Origin of the sequence: uncultured Tateyamaria sp., from assembly GCF_947488715.1 — a bacterium.
Classification (GTDB): Bacteria; Pseudomonadota; Alphaproteobacteria; order Rhodobacterales; family Rhodobacteraceae; genus Tateyamaria.
The window spans coordinates 25,040-43,274 of the sequence record NZ_CANLAG010000011.1; the positions used below are offsets into that span (position 1 = coordinate 25,040).

The following is an 18,235-nucleotide window of genomic DNA, read 5'->3' on the forward strand; positions in this document are numbered from 1 at the left end:
AAGCGGCGCTGAGCATCGCGGCGCGACCTTGGACGGTCCACGACGCACAAGCCAATCGGTTGAGGACGACAATGACAAAAAGCAATCACGACGCAGACGTGGCCTTTATCCAGGCGCTGGCCGAGCTGCTGCGCGAAAATGATCTGACGGAATTGCAGGTCAAACGTGAGTACGGTGAAGACGACAGCCTGAACGTGCGCGTGTCCCGGCATATGGCCCAGGCGGTCACCGCACAAGTCGCGGCCCCGATTGCAGCCGCCGCACCCGTTGCTGCATCAGCCCCCGCCCCGGCGGCCCCTGCTGCCGAGGCGGCCGCAGATCCTGCGGATCACCCCGGCGCGGTTACGTCGCCTATGGTTGGCACCATCTACATGCAGGCCGAGCCTGGCGCGCCCTCTTTCATCTCGGTAGGTCAGAAAGTGGCCGAAGGCGACACGTTGCTGATCGTCGAAGCGATGAAAACGATGAACCACATTCCCGCCCCCCGGTCCGGCACAGTCAAACGGATTTTGGTCGACGATGGCGCCGCCGTGGAATTTGGTGCGCCGCTTGTGATCCTCGAATAAGGGGCGAACGATGTTCAACAAGATCCTTATTGCCAACCGCGGTGAGATTGCCCTGCGGGTGATCCGCGCCGCCCGCGAGATGGGCATCGCCACGGTCGCTGTGCATTCGACTGCGGACGCGGACGCGATGCATGTGCGTATGGCAGACGAATCCGTCTGCATCGGTCCCCCCGCCTCGCCGCAGTCCTATCTGAGCTTTCCGGCCATCATCTCGGCCTGCGAGATCACGGGCGCCGAAGCGATCCACCCCGGCTATGGCTTTTTGTCCGAAAACGCGCAGTTCGTGCAGATCGTCGAAGATCACGGCCTGACCTTTATCGGCCCCACCGCCGAGCACATCCGCGTCATGGGCGACAAGATCACCGCCAAGGACACGATGAAGGCACTGGGTGTGCCCTGTGTTCCCGGATCGGATGGCGGCGTATCGACGCTGGAAGAAGCCAAGAAGCTGGGTGATGAAATGGGCTATCCCGTCATCATCAAAGCCACTGCCGGTGGTGGTGGTCGCGGCATGAAGGTGGCACAAACCGCCGCCGACATGGAAAGCGCGTTTATGACCGCGCGGGCCGAAGGCAAAGCCGCGTTTGGCAATGACGAAGTCTATATCGAGAAATACCTGACCACACCCCGCCATATCGAAATTCAGGTCTTTGGCGACGGCAAAGGCCGCGCGGTCCATTTGGGCGAACGCGACTGTTCGCTGCAACGCCGTCACCAGAAGGTGTTCGAGGAGGCCCCCGGCCCCGCCATCAGCGCCGAAGAGCGTGCGGCCATCGGCAAGGTTTGTGCCGATGCTGTGGCCAAGATCAACTATATCGGCGCGGGCACCATCGAGTTCCTCTATGAGAACGGCGAGTTCTATTTCATCGAGATGAACACCCGCCTTCAGGTCGAACACCCTGTGACCGAGGCAATTTTTGGTGTCGATCTGGTGCGGGAGCAAATTCGGGTTGCCGCGGGCCTCGACATGACGTTCCAGCAGGACGACCTGACGATCAATGGCCACTCTATCGAAGTGCGCCTGAACGCGGAAAAACTGCCGAACTTTTCCCCGTCGCCGGGGCGCATCACGCAGTATCACGCCCCTGGCGGTCTGGGCGTACGGATGGATTCCGCGCTCTATGACGGCTATGCGATCCCGCCCTATTACGACAGCCTGATCGGCAAACTGATTGTGCATGGCCGCGACCGCGCCGAGGCATTGTCGCGCCTGAACCGCGCGCTGGGAGAGCTGATCATCGACGGCGTCGACACGACGGTGCCGCTGTTCCACGCACTGCTCGCGGAAAAAGACATCCATACCGGCGAGTACAACATTCACTGGCTGGAACATTGGCTGGAGCGTCAGACCGATTGGTGACGGCAAATACATCGAATACAGGGCCGTCCCTCGGGGCGGCCTTTTCCATTTGAAACGAACGCGGTAGCGTCGTCGGCACGGGCCACAGGTGCAATCCACGACATGGAAGACCTAGCGATCACAACCAGCCTGCTGTTGCAGGGATACGCGTCCGGCATCTTTCCGATGGCGGAATCGCGGGATGATCCCGAGATATTCTGGGTCGACCCCCGGTTGCGCGGGGTTATGCCGCTGGACGGTTTCCATGTCTCTCGGTCGCTGGCCCGCGCGATGCGGCGCAGCACTTGGCAACTGCGCATGGACCATGACTTTGAGGCGGTTCTGGACGGATGTGCCGACCGGGCAGACACATGGATCAACCCGGAAATACGCAGGCTTTACATTGCCTTACACCACCAAGGTAACGCGCATTCCGTCGAATTGTGGGAGGATGAAACCCTGATCGGCGGCGTTTACGGTGTCACGTTGGGACGCGCGTTTTTTGGGGAAAGCATGTTTTCGCGGCGCACAAACGCATCCAAGATGGCACTGGCAGCAACAGTGGATCACTTGAACCGGGCCGGGTTTACCCTCTTTGACACACAGTTTCTGACGCCGCATCTGGCCAGCCTGGGTGCTGTCGAAATCACCCGCACCGCCTATCGCACCCGGTTGGAAGACGCGCTGAACGGCGAAAACACGTTTGAGGAAACCGACGTTGCGACGCTTTATGACGTGGTGCAGCGCATGACCCAAACGTCATAGCGCGCGTGTTCCATCGCATTCAGCGCGGGGGCTGACGCGATCATCCAGCCGGAAAACACGACGCCGTCGCGGCCCACTTCGGTGATTTGCAGCCCCGCATAGGCATTGCCGGACGGGTTGCCCGATGGGTAGCGACATTCGGTCAAGGTGATGTTCAGGCGCTCGAATTGAACGGTGCGACCGGCGGGCAATTCGATGTCGACCACTTGGCCGCTGAACTTGTCCAAGCCCCGCAACACCGCCCCTTCGGCGGTCTGGGTTTGTTGCTGCGCCATGGCGCCGCTTGCACATAGAACAAGCGCCGTGACCAGCCGTTTCATTGGCTGTCGCCGCCCGATACGAACTTGAGCAACAGCGAAATCAAGCTGACTGCGCCCTGTGTGTCGGTGATTTCATCGCCAGCGCCGAAATAGAACGGGGACCCACCGGGGACAATTTCGACAAAGTTGCCACCCAGCAGCCCTTCGGAGCTGATGATGATAGAGCTGTCGTCGGGGATTTGCGTGTCTGAGCGCACCGAGACCACGGTGTCCGCGCGGTACGTTTCGCTGTTCAGTGCGACGTCTGTGACGGTTCCGATTTTGACCCCGGCCAGACGGACATCCGTGCCAACATTCACGCCTTCGAGGCTGCGGAAACTGGCGGTCAGAGGGTATGCCGCCGACCCGCCAGAGCCGACGCCCGCCACCTGCGCGCCGTAGACACCAAAGGCAAAGGCCGCCGCAAGCACGACGCCTCCAACGAGAACTTCGGTGGTGTTCTCAGCCATTTATTCCGGCGTCCACGCTTCGTAGTCGGAGCGATCCGCGGGATCAGCGCGCCGGATCGAACCCGCTGGCGCGTAGGCCATTGCCGTTCCGGTCAGGTTCGGCTGGTGCGGTTTTTCCCAATCCTTGCGCGCCAGCGGCTTGTCCGTCGGCGGCTCGTCCCAGGTCCGGTGCAACCACCCGTGCCACTCAGGGTCAACACGGCTGGCCTCCGCCTCACCGTTGAAGATCACCCAACGCTTGCTGTCGTCTGATGTCTTGTAGAATACGTTGCCCTGCGCATCTTCGCCGACACGCTGGCCTTTGCGCCAAGTGAACAACTGGGTGTTGAGCGTCTGCCCGTTCCACCAGGTGACTGCACGCAGCAGGGTGTTGAGAATGCCCATGTTTCGCCTCCGACGCTTTGTTCCTGTCTATGCCGTATCACGGCCGCGCCGTCCAGTGGACACGCGCGCACATCTGCGCACTAGGCTGGCAACAGCGCAGTCACTTCGATCTCGATACGGAACTTGGGGTCAATCAGCCCACATTCGATCATCGTGGCCGCAGGTGGATTAGCCCCAAATGTCTCCGAGAGGATCGGCCAGCAGGGTTCAAACTCGCGGCGATCCGGCAGCATATAGGTCACGCGCACCACGTCCTGCCAATCCGCACCAGCATTGACCAAAGCGGCATGGATTGTGGCCAGAGCGTCGCGGCACTGATCCGTGACTGTGTCGCCCTGCCCCACGGTCCCGGCGACATGAACCCAGCCACCTGCCACCACGGCCCTGCAATAGCCGATCTTTGGTTCGAATGGGCCACCGGAATGAATGCGTTTGATCGCCATGACATGTCTCCTCTTGATGCGTTGCTATAGGGTGCAGAAGTGCAGGAAACGTCAACGCGTCGCGGACAAGAAATGCGCCCAGACATGCAAAAGGGCGGGAAAACCCGCCCCTTTTTCGAAGGTCTGACTGAGCGGAGGGTCAACCGGCCGAAGCAGGCTCTTTCTCCGCGTCGGCGTGGATCATCAAAGGAGCGGCATCCGAATTCACCGCCTCTTCGTTCACCACGACTTCGGTTACCGACTCGAGGCCCGGCAGTTCGAACATGGTGTCGAGCAGGATGTCCTCAAGAATGGACCGCAGGCCACGCGCACCGGTTTTGCGTTCGATGGCGCGTTTGGCAATTGCGCTGAGTGCGTCCTCGGTGAAGGTCAGCGTCGTATCTTCCAACTCGAACAGACGCTGGTATTGCTTGACCAGGGCGTTCTTGGGTTGGGTCAGGATGGTGACAAGCGCGTCTTCGTCCAGATCCTCAAGCGTGGCCAGAACCGGCAGACGTCCGACAAATTCGGGGATCAGACCGAATTTCAACAAGTCTTCGGGCTCGAGATCGGTAAAGACCTCACCCACGCCGCGTTCGTCGTTGTCACGCACATCGGCGCCGAAGCCCATGGCCGACCCTTTGCCGCGCTGTGCGATGATCTTGTCTAGGCCGGCAAAAGCACCACCGCAGATAAATAGGATGTTCGTGGTGTCCACTTGCAGGAATTCCTGCTGCGGATGCTTGCGCCCACCTTGCGGCGGGACAGAGGCAACCGTGCCTTCCATCAGTTTCAGCAAAGCTTGCTGCACACCTTCGCCCGACACATCGCGGGTGATCGACGGGTTCTCGGACTTGCGGGTGATCTTGTCGACCTCGTCGATGTAAACGATGCCGCGTTGGGCACGTTCAACGTTGTACTCGGACGACTGCAGCAGTTTGAGGATGATGTTCTCGACATCTTCGCCCACATAGCCTGCTTCGGTCAGCGTGGTCGCATCGGCCATGGTGAAAGGCACATCGAGAATACGTGCCAGCGTCTGGGCCAGCAGCGTCTTGCCGCAGCCGGTGGGGCCGATCAGCAGGATGTTGGATTTCGCCAGTTCTATATCCCCGCCTTTCTGGGCGTGGTTGAGGCGTTTGTAGTGGTTGTGGACAGCGACAGACAGGACACGCTTAGCCATCGCCTGACCAATCACGTAGTCGTCCAGCACGCCACAGATGTCTTTTGGCGTCGGCACACCGTCGGTCGACTTCAGGCCCGACGCCTTTGTCTCTTCGCGGATGATGTCCATGCACAGTTCGACGCATTCATCACAGATGAACACTGTTGGACCGGCAATCAGCTTGCGCACCTCATGCTGGCTCTTGCCGCAAAAGCTGCAATACAGCGTGTTTTTGCTGTCCCCGCCTGAATTCGTGGCCATGTCGCGTCCTTCCCGGCTTAATGCCGCCGTTTCTCAGGTGCCGGATGCCCCGGCCTACCCCGCGTTCCCGTCCAGCTTAGGACAGGGCCGCGGGGTCCACAATCGTCTTTTTAGCCGACCCTTAGGTCAAATCGCGCAAGCGTGAAAACCGGCGCAATTTTGATCAACTGCTCTCGTCATCGCCTTTGGCGCGGTTCTCGACGATCTCGTCGAGATGACCCCATTCCTTGGCTTCTTCGGGGGTCATCCACGTGTCACGATCCAGCGCACTTTGCACGGTTTCATAGTCCTGACCGGCGTGTTTGACATACAGCTGGTAGATCCGCTCGCGGGTGCGTTCGATGTGACGCGCCGAGATCAGCATATCAGCGGCCATCCCCTGTGCCCCACCGGACGGCTGGTGCACCATCACTTCGGAGTTGGGCAGCGCAAAACGCATCCCCGGCTCGCCACCAATCGCGATGACAGAGCCCATGGACGCGGCCATCCCGCAGATCAGCGTGGACACCTTGGGTTTGATGTACTGCATCGTGTCGTAGATCGAGAAGCCCGCTGTCACTTCGCCACCGGGCGAGTTGACGTACATGCTGATTTCCTTGGACGGGTTTTCCGCCTCGAGGTGCAGCAGCTGTGCCACGACAAGGTGGCTCATCCCGCTGTGGATCGGGCCGTTGATAAAGATAATCCGCTCTTTCAGCAGGCGCGAAAAGATATCATAGGCCCGTTCGCCGCGACTGGTCTGTTCAACGACCATCGGCACAAGGTTGTTGGTGAAATCGGTATATTGATCGATGGGATCGCGCATGGTGTCCTGCCTCGTCACACTTTGCGAGACCATACCCGCAAAGAAGTTACTTGAGTCTTAGTATCGCCGTTTGGGACCTGCAAGAGCACCTGATCGCTTGAAGCGTCTATTCCGCCCGCTAGCTGGGGCGACATGACAGAAGCACTTGAACGATTTTCACCAACCCGCACGGCCGGTCTTGAGCGGCTGCAAGCCTTTGTCCCGCGGGCCGGGTCGAAATACGCCGCGCGTCGCAACTTCGATCTTGGCCGGGATGGCCACCGGGGAGTGTCGACCCTGTCGCCCTATCTGCGCGCGCGCCTTGTTACGGAAGCCGAGGTGCTGCGCGCCGTTCTGAACCGCCACAGCGCGAACACGGCGGAAAAATTCATCCAGGAAGTGTACTGGCGCACCTATTGGAAAGGGTGGCTGGAGATGCGGCCCGGCGTGTGGCGTCAGTACCAATCCGAGGTTACCTCTGCCTTGAACGCTGTCCAGACGCAGTCCGGCTTGCGCCAAAACTGGGAGGCTGCGTGTCGCGGTGAGACGGAGATCGAATGCTTTAACACATGGGCACAAGAGCTTGTTCAAACGGGATATCTCCACAACCACGCGCGGATGTGGTTTGCTTCCATTTGGGTGTTTACGCTGAAATTGCCCTGGGCCTTGGGGGCGGATTTTTTCCTGAGGCACTTGCTGGACGGTGATCCAGCATCAAACACGCTTGGCTGGCGTTGGGTCGCGGGCATTCAGACCGTGGGCAAGACCTATCTGGCGCGCCCGTCCAACATCGAACGCTATACCGAAGGGCGTTTTGCCAACATCACCGGCCTCGCGCCCGAGGCACAACCCTTGTCGCCACCGCCGACGGTTGAACGTATGGCAATTCCCGCAATGCGGGCTTTTGACAAGAAGTTGCGCACCGGTCTGATTGTTCACGAGGAGGACCTGGGCATTGGTCATCTGTTGGATCAGGGCATAGAGCCTGTTGCGACGGCCTGTATCGGGACAAGAGACAGGTTATCGCCGCTTGCGGTTGCGCCCCATGTCCCTGCGTTTAACAAACTTGCGATTGAAGACACGGTGCAACGGTTTGCCCCACGTCTGGGCGACATCGCAGACCAGCCTGCGACACCTGAGGATTTGATGGCGTGGGCCAGCGAATACCAACTGGAGCAGATCGTGACGATGTACGCGCCTGTTGGTCCCACGGCAGATGTTCTGGCCGCTCTGTCTACCGGCGACGCGCCGCCATTGGTTCAGGTGCGTAGACCATTCGATACCAAGGCGTGGCCCCACGCAACGCATGGCTTTTTTCGGTTTAAGGCGCAGATTCCCAAACTGCTGGAGCAGATTGGGTGAATTGGGCTATTTTGGTTTTTCTACAAACACTTAAATCACACATCTAACAAACGACTCAAAGTCAACGCCGGATGATCCGGTAAATTGGAAATTGCATTTGAGTGACCACGCAGTTCTCAGTGAGATGTGCGCCGTAATCAAATGATTTAATGAAATACTTGTAGATATCCACAGGCATGGCGCCTTAGAAAATGGCAGTCCATTTGCGCGCAAGTCAAGCTGTGAAAAGAAAGCCTCGGTCGCGCATCCACCTGCACGGATACACTTGATCAAAATGAGCAACGGTTTGTACAAGTCTGAAGGGCGTCTACGACGCCTGCACCTGTCCACGTCGAGGGGCACCAACCAAAGGATGTCCGCACCGTGACAAACCATCTTTTTGATCACCTCATTGCGCCACATGCGGGCAACCCGGCGCCGTTTTTGGTTCAGGACGGCCAGTCGGATGTGACATACGCCGCTTTTGTAGAACGCACCGCGCAAATGGCGCACCGCCTGCGTCAGAGTGGGCTCGGGGTTGGTGACCGGGTTGTGGTGCAAGCCGCCAAGTCCATCGAGATGGTCATTCTGTACGCCGCCACTATTCAGGCAGGCGGGGTCTTTTTGCCGTTGAACACTGCCTACACCCGCGACGAGGTCTCTTACTTTGTCAACGATGCAACACCTGCCCTGATCGTGTGCGATGGCGCGGACCTGGCGCAGATGCGCGAGATTGCGGCAGAGGCACAGGTGCTGACACTGAACGCGGACGGATCAGGGACGCTGACGGATGGTCTGGATGATATGCCCGTGCAGTTTGACACCGTGCCGCGTGGGCCGGACGATCTCGCCGCGCTGCTTTATACCTCTGGAACAACGGGGCGGTCCAAGGGGGCAATGCTGAGCCACGACAATCTGTTGTCGAACACACTGGCACTGACCGACCTCTGGCAGATCACCAAGCAGGACCGCTTGATCCACGCGCTGCCGATCTTTCACACCCATGGGCTGTTTGTGGCGCTGAACACCAGTTTGCAGGTAGGTGCGACTGTGCATTTCATGCCCGGCTTCAATATCGATGCCGTGATAGACGCTTTGCCCATTGGCACGATGATGATGGGCGTGCCGACGTTCTACACCCGCTTGCTGTCCGATGACCGACTGACTGCTGATCTGGTGGCGGGTATGCGTCTCTTTGTGTCCGGCAGTGCACCATTGTTGGCAGAGACGCATGCCGCGTTCACAGAACGGACAGGACACCACATTCTCGAACGCTACGGCATGACCGAAACCAATATGAACACCTCGAACCCCTATGAGGGCGCACGTTTGCCAGGGACCGTGGGGCACCCCCTGCCCGGCGTTGAGGTACGCCTGACGGACGCGAACGGCGCAGAGGTGCCACAAGGCGACGTGGGCATGATCGAAATCCGCGGCCCCAATGTGTTCCAAGGCTATTGGCAAATGCCGGAAAAGACCGCGGAAGAGCTGCGCGACAACGGGTTTTTCATCACCGGCGACTTGGGCCAGGTCGATGATCAGGGGTTTTTGTCCATTGTCGGCCGCCAAAAGGATCTGATCATCACGGGTGGCTACAACGTCTATCCCAAGGAAATCGAGGACGTGCTGAACGATATTCCGGGTGTGGACGAAAGCGCAGTTGTCGGAGTGCCGGACGCTGATTTTGGCGAAGCGATCATTGCGGTTGTGGTGCCGGAAATGGGCGCATCGGTTGATGAGGACGCGCTGCGATCCGTGGTCGCGGACAAGCTGGCGCGTTTCAAACATCCCCGGCGCTATGAGGTGATGCAGGACCTGCCGCGCAACACGATGGGCAAGGTTCAGAAAAACATCCTGCGACAGCAGTTTGACGTTTGAGCCCAAGAGCGGCCTCGGCGCACCCTACTTGGTGAACGAGCGTTTGATCACAATCTCGGTGTTGTCCGGCTTTGGTGAGACAAGCAGCAAGCCGACCACGATCAGTGCCACGGCGATCCAGGCGGTGGACGACAGGGTTTCACCCAGCAGCAACATCCCCCAACCGATGCCCGCCATGGTCATCGCATAGGCGCTTTGGCTGGCGAACACAGGCCCAGCAAGGTCGACCAGTTTGAAGCTGGTGATCATCGTAAAGGCGATGACCACGCACAGGATCAACGATATCCACTCAGCGCGCCCAAAGGTGTCAGAGAAGAAAAGGCTGCCTTCGACCAGGATCGCAGAAGGTGCCAGAATGAACGATGACATCAGCATCATCACCCCGATCGCGGGGAGAAAATCGAGATCGGCAGGTTTCTTGGCTGCGACAAAAACCCATTCGATTGCATAGAGTGTGGGCAGGCTGAGAGACAGAACAAGCCACCACCACCCGGACCCCGCGCCCGACAAATCCAACTTGTCGAACAGCACAACAAACACACCGACAAGGCCAAATGTCAGGCCAATCAACCGTTGCGGCGTCGCCTTTTCCAACCGCGTGACGGAGGCGAAGACAAAGACGATAAACCCTTGAAAAGTAGCGACAAGTGCCAGCAGAGTAGCCTCAATCTGGCCTGCGAGGAACAGCAACACAACGCGCTGTAGAATGGCGGCAATGACCGTCCAGATGGCCAGAAATCCGATGTATTTCAGCTTGAACGTCTTGAATTGCCCACGCGCGGCGGCGATGGAAATATAGCTGGCCGCAAGAAACAGGTTCACCCAAGTGGCCAAGGCCAACGGTGTCGCACCTGCATTGGCCGCCAAACGTGAAATGGCTGGTGTTGACCCCCATAGGATACCCACCGTGATCACCAGAATGATGCCCTGCAAGGCGTGGATCATTTTGCGCAGACGCAGCTCGCGTTGATAAATTTCGCCGGCCATGCCCGTGAATACAGCCGCCAACTGGCCCAGCGCGTCCTTGTGTTCCCGCAGGTCGTCAATCTGCAGGCTTTCCGGTTTGAACTGGCCGGTTTCGACGATCTCCGCTGCCGCCGTCAGACGTTCGACGCGGACCAGATATTCCTTTTCCTGATCGCGGAACTCTTTCTTGGTCAAGGATGCCGTCAACCGAGCGCGCAGCAAGACCGGGTCGAAATCCTTGGGCAGAAAATCCTCGGCCCCCATCTCGATAGCTTGCACCACGCTGTCACGCTCTTCTTCTAGGGACGAGACGACAACCACGGGGATGTCGCGCAATTGCGGATCATCCTTCATGGCGCGCAACACGTCGAACCCGTCGACACCGGGCATGACGATGTCCAACAGCACAACGTCATAGTCCTTGGCGGCCAGCGCTTCTAGTCCCTCTGCCCCCCCTTCCGCCAGATCCGCATCATAGCCCAAGCGGCGCACCGCAGAGCGCAGTTTTTTGCGGCTGATCAGACTGTCGTCGACGATCAGGACGTTTGCAGAGTTTTCAATTGGCGTGGACATTTATGGGTTGGTTGTCACAAAAGGCTGGAAAAAATCGGTTCAAATAGTGGCGGGGTCAATCTCGGCCAATGCGGCCGTGTCGGCCGTCGACTGCTGTGCAATCTGGTCGACCAAAGCGCCGCTTGTGTCTGTGTCGCCTGCTTTGCACTGCGCCTCGAGCGTTTTGCTGAGGTCCGACAAATCGAGCGCGCCCAAGTCTTTGGCGTTGGATTTTAATGTATGTGCTGCAATCCGCACCTTGTCCCAATCATGCGCTGTGACACCTGCCTGCATATCGGCAACGAGTGTGGGTGCAATTTCGAGAAAGTCCTCGATAAATTCTGCCAGATCTTCGGGATCGCCCCCCACCAGATCCAACAGTTTCTTGAGCGCGTTTTGATCAATGGCCATCGGGGGGATGTACTCCAGATTATGTGTCGACCCCAAAGGAGCAGTTTGGACCATGCTGACCCTATTCCAGAGCACGTTTCAAGTGTCTTGGTCATCGCCCGCCCTGTTGGCGACGACCGGTGCAGACCCTGCGATACAGCGGAATGCGTGTCATCATTCAATTGAAGGATAGAAGTTTGACACACATGATGATTTGTCAGATTTTCAACTCATTCCATTAGATATTGAGAAAGCACGGCTTAATTTTGCAGACTTCGAGCCACAGCGTCCTGGTTGTTGACGACAGCAAGATCAACCGCCGCAAAATGGAAAAGGCGGCCCAAGTGCTGGGGCACGCGACCATTGCGGTTGAGAACGGCGCGGATGCGCTGGCTGTTTTGGCGACGGAACGGATTGATCTGGTTCTGCTGGACATCGAGATGCCGGTTCTGGACGGATTTGGCGTGTTGGCCGCGATGCGTGATGATGTGGCTTTGGTGGATATCCCTGTAATTGTCATTTCGGCCATCGAAGACATGGACAGTGTTGTGCGTGCCATCGAGTTGGGCGCGCAAGATTTTTTGCCCAAAGACTTTGAGAAGGTGCTGTTTGCAGCGCGGGTCGGTTCGTGCCTTGAACAAAAGCGTCTGATGGACTTGCGCGCGGACGCCTTGGCAGAGATTGAGGCCGAAAAGGCGCGCGTGGACGCGTTGCTTGGGGCGACACTACCGGCGGCGGCCATTTCAGAGTTGAAAAAGACCAATCAGGTCCGCCCCAAACGGCACGAAAACGTGGTTGTTCTGTTTGCGGATGTGGTTGGGTTTACCCAATTCTGCGACCTCAACCCGCCAGAATTGGCGGTGTCGCGCCTTCAGGGGCTGATCAACGGGTTCGAGCAGATCACGGCAGACGAAGGCCTCGAAAAGATCAAGACCATCGGTGACGCGTTCATGGCGACCGCCGGATTGTTGCAGCCGATCGCAGATCCCGTGCAAGCGGCGGCACGTTGCGCCTTGCAGATGGTGGCGGCAGCGCCTGGTTTGACACAGGGCTGGCAGGTGCGCGTCGGCATACATGTCGGCCCTGTGATCGCAGGTGTGATTGGTCAACAACAGCACCTGTATGACCTCTGGGGGGACACGGTGAACACAGCCGCGAGGGTTACCGGTGTCGGAACCCCTTCCACGGTGTGCATCACTGGCGATATCCACGCCCATCTCAATGGCCGCGTCACCGCTCTGGGCAATGTGAAGGTCAAGGGCAAGGCACCCTTGGACGTCTTTCAACTGGAGGGCCTGGATTAGGCGCGAACCGCTTCTTTTTGGCGCGCACGGAATGCTTTGGCCGTGTGCAGTGTTGCCACCAACGCTTCGATGTCGATGGGCTTGCTCAGATAGTCGTCCATGCCCGACTGCAGGTATGTGTCCCGCTCCGAGGCCATCGCATTGGCGGTCAACGCGACGATGTAAGGGCGTTCGCCGGGGTCGAGAGCATCGTGGATGTGACCGGTCGCGGTGATGCCATCCATCTCGGGCATCTCGATATCCATCAAAATGACATCGTAATTCTTGATCTTGGCTTGCAGGACGGCTTCGGCACCGCTGGCGACCACATCGGGGACAACACCTTTGTTCTGGAGGATCTTGGTTGCGACCTTGCGGTTGATCCTGTTGTCATCGACCAGCAGGATATCGAGGTCCAACCTGTCCGCACCCGCAGCACCTGTCTGATCAGCTTTGGCGCTTTCATCTTCGCCAGCGACGACCCTGCTCAGCAAATCCAGCAGATGACCGGATTTGGCAGGTTTGGTCAGCGTTCCGGCAAACCCGATGGCGTCGATTTCGGCGCGCAAGGTTGATTCAACCTGCCCCACCGAACTGAACAGGACCATTGGTGGCGTATCTGCACCCATCTTGGCCTTGAGCTCTACGGCCAGTTCGGCGCCGGACATATGGGGCATCTTGTAGTCCAGGATCACCACATCGTAGCCAGACAGGTCCGCATCCAGCGCCTCTTGTGGCGTGGCAAGGGCGTTGGCCTGCAGTTTCCATTGCCGCAGTTTTTCCAGCAGGATCATCCGATTGGAGCGATTGTCATCGACGATCAGCGCCTGTTTTCCGTTCAGATTCCGGATGCGCGCCTCGCGTTGCTCGCGGTCAGGCGCCGGGGCTGCCTCCACGCTCAGGACAAAGGAAAACTCCGTTCCCTTGCCAACTTCGCTCTCGACATGGATTTCGCCGCCCATCAACTCAACCAGCCGTTTCGAGATTGCGAGGCCGAGGCCTGTTCCACCGTATTTCCGGCTTGTGCTGGCATCGACCTGGCTGAACGACTTGAACAGCCGGTTCATGCGTTCGGCCGGGATGCCGATGCCCGTGTCACGCACCGCGATACGCACTTGCGTCGTCTCGCCGATGGCCGGTTCCGGGCCGTTCTCTATAGCTTCGATGGTCAAGACCACCTCGCCTTCGTCGGTGAATTTCACAGCGTTGTTCAGCAGGTTCATCAGGATTTGCTTCATCCGGATCGGGTCACCAAGGACGCCCGCAGGCACACCGGGCCCAATACGGCTGGCAAGCTCGATGCCCTGCCCCGCAGCTTTGGACACCACGAGGTCCAGCGCACTTTCGACGACGTCCGCTACGTCGAATGGCGTGCTCTCCAGCTCCAGCGCGCCTGCCTCCACCTTGGAGAAATCGAGGATATCGTTGATGATCATCAACAGCGTGTCAGCGGCGGTTGATATGGTGTCACTATAGTCGCGCTGTTCGTCGTTCAGTTCGGTCTCTTGCAAGAGCGTGCTCATGCCCATGATCCCGTTGAGCGGCGTCCGGATCTCGTGGCTCATCGTGGCGAGGAACGAGCTCTTTGCCTCGTTCGCCGCTTCGGCTTCTTCCCTTGCGAGTTGCAGTTCGGTGATGTCGGTGAATGTGGCGACCGTGCCGCCATCTTCGGTCTTGCGTTCGTTGATGCGGACCCAACTGCCATCCGACCGCTTTTGGACATGTGCGCCGGACGGGTTGCGATGCGCTTCGATCCGCTCTTTGATCCAGCTTTCCTCTCGCCCAACCGCGTCTTTGATCAAGCCCTGCGCAACCGCCTGCCGGATGACGGTTTCAAAGGTCGCACCTGCTTTTATCTCTTGCTCCAACCCCGGATACATCATCCGCAAATAAGTTGAGTTGGACACGATAAGACGGTCGTCATCATCATAGAGCGTGAAGCCATCGGTGATGCTCTCGATGGCGGTGGTAAGTTGCCGGCTGGTCTGGCGCAGCTCGACTGTGCGCGCCTCGACGGCCTGTTCAAGGGCATCGCGCGAGTCCTCCAACCGCTTCAGGTTGACTTCTTCACGCGCCAGCATGTCATTGAAGGCCGATATGACCTCGCCCATTTCATCGCGGCTGTTCCATTCTACGGGGTCGCGTGCACCGCCCTCTTCGACGGTCTGGATGGACTTCAACAGTCGTTCAAGCGGTCGCCCGACGATACGGCGATTGGCCAGTGCCGCCGAAATGATCACCGCCAGCAACAGTACACCCGCCAACGCCGCCGCCACGACCATGCGTTCATTGCGTTCCGCCAACAGACGGTCGTTGCGCAGTGCCAATTCAAATGTGCCGATGATTTCAGCGTCTTCGCCCGTACCAAACTGGATGTTGGTTTTTGCCTGCAGAACTTCGGCCAATTGGGTTGTTCGGCTCTGCGACAGTATCAACTGGTTGTCTTCGTCGCGGATGGTCAGCTGTGCCACGTCCTCATCGAGCATGATGGCGTCTGCCACAAGGTGGATTTGCTCGCGCGCGACGTTCCAGACGGGATCGGCCAGCACCTCGCTTTGCGTGGTCAGAATCTGCTCAAGCTTTCGTGAAATTGCCTGTTCGGCCCGGCCTGCGGAAATCCATTCGACGACGCCGAATACAAGTGCAATCGCCACGAGAACCAGCGGCGCCACAATCGATAAAAATTTAGCCTGTAGTGTCAATTGCTTAACTTTCGCCTTTGCAGTGCCGCCATACGGCACCGGTGCGGACAGAATACGCCGCAAGATTTTAAACGAACCAGTAGTAAACTCGCCGTCGATATTGCATCCTTCAATTGAAGGATGACAGGGTTTTTTCGCGTTGTTATCGACGGGTTTGAATTGAGGGATTTTTATCGTGAGAGCATATTTTTTGGCCGCCGTCGCGGGCCTGTTCCTTGGAACACAAGCGGCAACAGCGCAGACTTTGAACCTGGCGGCGACAGAATGGCCTCCGTTTTATGGATCGGAATTGCCGGACAACGGGTTTATGACCGAAATCGTGGTCGAGGCATTTGACCGCGCAGGATACGGCACTGACGTCTCTTTCCTGCCATGGAAACGCGCCTTTGAAGGGTCACGTGACGGCAAATACGATGCGCTGTTCACCATGTGGTATCGCGAGGAACGCGAAGAGTTCTTTATCTTCTCTGACCCGCTGCCATCCAACGAATTGGTTTTGCTGGTCCGCTCCGGCGAGGGTGGTTCATTTGAGGGCTATGACAAGCTGAAGGGAAAGACCGTTGGCGTTGTACGCGGATATGCCGCCCCTCCCGGTTTCGAAGAGGCCGGTCTGGACGTTTCCGAGGCGCGCGATGACGAGGAAAACCTGCGCAAACTGCTGCGCGGGCGTGTGGATATGGCACTGACGGACCGCATCGTGGCCCAGCACATCATCAACACCAAGATGGAGAACGAAGCGGAGAATTTTGGATGGATGGAGCCGCCCGTCCACATTGATGTTCAGTATATGGTTGTGCCCAAAGCGATCGACGGTAGTGCCGCTTTGATGGATGCGTTCAACGGATCACTGGCCGAAATGACTTCCGACGGCACTTTGGAAAAAATCATGGGCAAGCACGGCTTTTAAGCGTCGGACTGCCCTTTGAGATCAGCATGCGCCCAGTCCAAGATCTGGGCGTATTGCTGGTGGAACACCATGTAACCGCTGTTTGGAAGCACTTCGAGCGTCACATGGTCGAGCGCCTCTGACCAGCGCCGCGCGGCACCCCATTGCACGTTGCGGTCATGCTCTCCGATCACGAGGCGCACCGCCACGGGGCAGTCGGTCAAGAGTGGCCGCCAATCCTCGCGGTAGTTGAGATCGCCAAAATTGCCAACATGGCCCTGATCGCGGTGAACACGGCGACCATGCACCATAACGGGCAGGATATCGGGGCGCGTGATCCACTCAACATCTTTGGGCGACGCGCGCATCACAGCCTTGCCAAAGGCGGCTGGGCCGGATCGCATGACAAAAGCAAAACCGGCCTTACAAAGAAACTTGACCGACGCGGGAAAGTGCAATCGAGCATGCGGCAGCAGGTAATTGTAGCCGTTTGTCCCCTCAAGATCCTCATCACTGAGCACCGGCAAGAGCGGGTGGCACGCCGTGATCCCTGTGATCCGGTCGGGCAACTGGGCGGCCGCGGCCAATGCGTGGACCAGCCCGGATGACGACGACACAATTGCCACCCGGTCAATGCCCAGATGATCCAGCAGGGCCTGCACATCCGGCACAAAGTCACGTGGCTCGCTTGCCTCGCCTGGGTAGACCGTGGTGCGCCCAAAACCGGGGCGCAAAGGGCCAATAATGCGGATATTGCGACGGGCGGCCATCTGAACCGGTTCTTTGAACCAGACATCGCCAAACGCCTGATCGTGATACCACAACACCACGTCGCGCCCGTCTGTGGCGCCAAAATCCGAATAGTCCAGCAGCCGCCCATCCGGCAGCGTCAGCACGTGTCGCTGATCCTCGCGCGGGAAAAACGCGGTTTCGTTCCGCGCCTCCAGACGTGCGGCCACAAGATTGCCTTCGTCCACCTCGTGCATCAGTGCAAGGCCATACACCATACGTGTGCAATCCATCTGATCGACCGTTTCAGTCTTGGAAAAGATCGACTGAAGCTGGCTGCGCACGGTTGAAACAGCCGCCCTCCTGCGCCGCGCCATTTCCTTGACCTTCAACCCTTCGACCATCAACCGGATTACATCGATTTCGGCCCGGCTGAGATCGAACAAGTCCTGCAAGATCGGGCCAAGATGCGCCGGCCATCCCACATCGCCCGTCCGCAGGATCACCAGCGGGCGTTGTGTGCTGGGCTGCACATAGCGTTCCAGACGCACCAGTATGGGGCGCCCGCTTTGCTCATTGCGGAACCGCAAGACATCGTTGGGTGAATTCTGTCGGCCACCGTGCTTGGACATATCCATCACGCGGTCCTTGAGGCGAGCCGCATCGGAGGTCGAGATCGGGAGCGTCGCAATCGAGCTGTCAGGCACCAGATCATAGGCCGTCATCGCGGCCATGTTGGCATCCAGCACGTTGCCGTTTTCATCCAGAGCGGCGGTGACCTGCACGCGCTTGGCAAGCTCTTGATGCAGTGTTTCATCCGTTTCGCGCCGCCACGGCGTCACAATATCAACAAGCGCAGATGCCCTCTGCATGTGTTGTGACAACGCGCTGGCATATCCTGCCTCGCCGTTTTGCCGCATCGTGGTCAACTTCTCTTCGAGATTGACCATGAACGCGTCATAGGCGTCCGGTGTCGCCACCAGATCATATATTTCGTCGATGATAGAGCCTTCGGTCGCCATGACCGGACAATGGCGCGGGACAATGGATATG

17 protein-coding genes are annotated in these 18,235 nt (G+C 58.5%); 7 read left to right on the forward strand and 10 right to left on the reverse strand.

The window, feature by feature from the left end; genetic code table 11:
* Positions 1-71: 71 nt before the first annotated feature.
* The 3 genes from accB (at position 72) to aat (ending at position 2,670) form a co-directional block, all read left to right on the forward strand.
* Positions 72-566, forward strand: a complete 495-nt coding sequence (gene accB, locus Q0936_RS18785) for an acetyl-CoA carboxylase biotin carboxyl carrier protein (protein WP_299298031.1) — start codon at positions 72-74, stop codon at positions 564-566.
* A gap of 10 nt (positions 567-576) precedes the next feature.
* Positions 577-1,926: an acetyl-CoA carboxylase biotin carboxylase subunit gene (gene accC, locus Q0936_RS18790; protein WP_299298029.1), complete on the forward strand. Its 1,350-nt coding sequence runs from the start codon at positions 577-579 to the stop codon at positions 1,924-1,926.
* Between the two features lie 102 nt (positions 1,927-2,028).
* Positions 2,029-2,670, forward strand: coding sequence for a leucyl/phenylalanyl-tRNA--protein transferase (gene aat / locus Q0936_RS18795; RefSeq protein WP_299298027.1), 642 nt, complete (start codon positions 2,029-2,031; stop codon positions 2,668-2,670).
* Here the strand turns inward: aat and Q0936_RS18800 are convergent.
* From Q0936_RS18800 to Q0936_RS18825, 6 genes are all read right to left on the reverse strand, one after another.
* Positions 2,634-2,990: a DUF2155 domain-containing protein gene (locus Q0936_RS18800; protein WP_299378349.1), complete on the reverse strand. Its 357-nt coding sequence runs from the start codon at positions 2,988-2,990 to the stop codon at positions 2,634-2,636. The two genes, aat and Q0936_RS18800, sit on opposite strands and share 37 nt — an antisense overlap.
* Positions 2,987-3,439, reverse strand: a complete 453-nt coding sequence (gene mlaD, locus Q0936_RS18805; protein ID WP_299298023.1) for an outer membrane lipid asymmetry maintenance protein MlaD — start codon at positions 3,437-3,439, stop codon at positions 2,987-2,989. The genes Q0936_RS18800 and mlaD overlap by 4 nt, the downstream gene beginning before the upstream one ends.
* On the reverse strand, positions 3,440-3,823 hold the full coding sequence (locus tag Q0936_RS18810) for an NADH:ubiquinone oxidoreductase subunit NDUFA12 (protein ID WP_299145930.1): 384 nt from the start codon (positions 3,821-3,823) through the stop codon (positions 3,440-3,442). It abuts the gene before it with no gap.
* Between the two features lie 80 nt (positions 3,824-3,903).
* Positions 3,904-4,266 (reverse strand): RidA family protein, encoded by a 363-nt coding sequence (locus Q0936_RS18815; RefSeq protein ID WP_299298021.1) that lies wholly within the window; start codon positions 4,264-4,266, stop codon positions 3,904-3,906.
* A gap of 139 nt (positions 4,267-4,405) precedes the next feature.
* Entirely contained in the window at positions 4,406-5,671 is a 1,266-nt protein-coding gene (clpX, locus tag Q0936_RS18820; RefSeq protein ID WP_299145936.1) for an ATP-dependent Clp protease ATP-binding subunit ClpX, read from the reverse strand.
* A gap of 163 nt (positions 5,672-5,834) precedes the next feature.
* Positions 5,835-6,476, reverse strand: coding sequence for an ATP-dependent Clp protease proteolytic subunit (locus Q0936_RS18825; RefSeq protein ID WP_299145938.1), 642 nt, complete (start codon positions 6,474-6,476; stop codon positions 5,835-5,837).
* Positions 6,477-6,608: 132 nt separating this feature from the next.
* On the opposite strand from Q0936_RS18825, the gene Q0936_RS18830 reads away from it, so the two are divergent.
* On the forward strand, positions 6,609-7,817 hold the full coding sequence (locus tag Q0936_RS18830) for an FAD-binding domain-containing protein (RefSeq protein ID WP_299298019.1): 1,209 nt from the start codon (positions 6,609-6,611) through the stop codon (positions 7,815-7,817).
* 363 nt (positions 7,818-8,180) lie between these two features.
* Positions 8,181-9,674, forward strand: coding sequence for a malonyl-CoA synthase (locus Q0936_RS18835; RefSeq protein WP_299298017.1), 1,494 nt, complete (start codon positions 8,181-8,183; stop codon positions 9,672-9,674).
* Positions 9,675-9,698: 24 nt separating this feature from the next.
* On the opposite strand, the gene Q0936_RS18840 is transcribed toward Q0936_RS18835, so the two are convergent.
* Complete coding sequence (locus Q0936_RS18840; RefSeq protein ID WP_299298015.1) at positions 9,699-11,213, reverse strand: response regulator; 1,515 nt, start codon at positions 11,211-11,213, stop codon at positions 9,699-9,701.
* A 39-nt stretch (positions 11,214-11,252) separates the two neighbouring features.
* Positions 11,253-11,603 (reverse strand): Hpt domain-containing protein, encoded by a 351-nt coding sequence (locus Q0936_RS18845; protein ID WP_299298013.1) that lies wholly within the window; start codon positions 11,601-11,603, stop codon positions 11,253-11,255.
* A gap of 245 nt (positions 11,604-11,848) precedes the next feature.
* Between Q0936_RS18845 and Q0936_RS18850 the strand changes: the two genes are divergently transcribed.
* Complete coding sequence (locus tag Q0936_RS18850) at positions 11,849-12,886, forward strand: adenylate/guanylate cyclase domain-containing protein (protein WP_299298011.1); 1,038 nt, start codon at positions 11,849-11,851, stop codon at positions 12,884-12,886.
* On the opposite strand, the gene Q0936_RS18855 is transcribed toward Q0936_RS18850, so the two are convergent.
* Entirely contained in the window at positions 12,883-15,519 is a 2,637-nt protein-coding gene (locus Q0936_RS18855; protein ID WP_299378351.1) for a response regulator, read from the reverse strand. The genes Q0936_RS18850 and Q0936_RS18855 overlap by 4 nt on opposite strands.
* A 223-nt stretch (positions 15,520-15,742) precedes the next feature.
* Between Q0936_RS18855 and Q0936_RS18860 the strand changes: the two genes are divergently transcribed.
* On the forward strand, positions 15,743-16,474 hold the full coding sequence (locus Q0936_RS18860) for an ABC transporter substrate-binding protein (protein ID WP_299298007.1): 732 nt from the start codon (positions 15,743-15,745) through the stop codon (positions 16,472-16,474).
* Here Q0936_RS18860 and Q0936_RS18865 read toward each other — a convergent pair.
* A complete protein-coding gene (locus Q0936_RS18865) occupies positions 16,471-18,204 on the reverse strand; it encodes an alpha/beta hydrolase (protein WP_299298005.1) in 1,734 nt (577 codons plus the stop codon). The two genes, Q0936_RS18860 and Q0936_RS18865, sit on opposite strands and share 4 nt — an antisense overlap.
* Between the last annotated feature and the right edge of the window lie 31 nt (positions 18,205-18,235).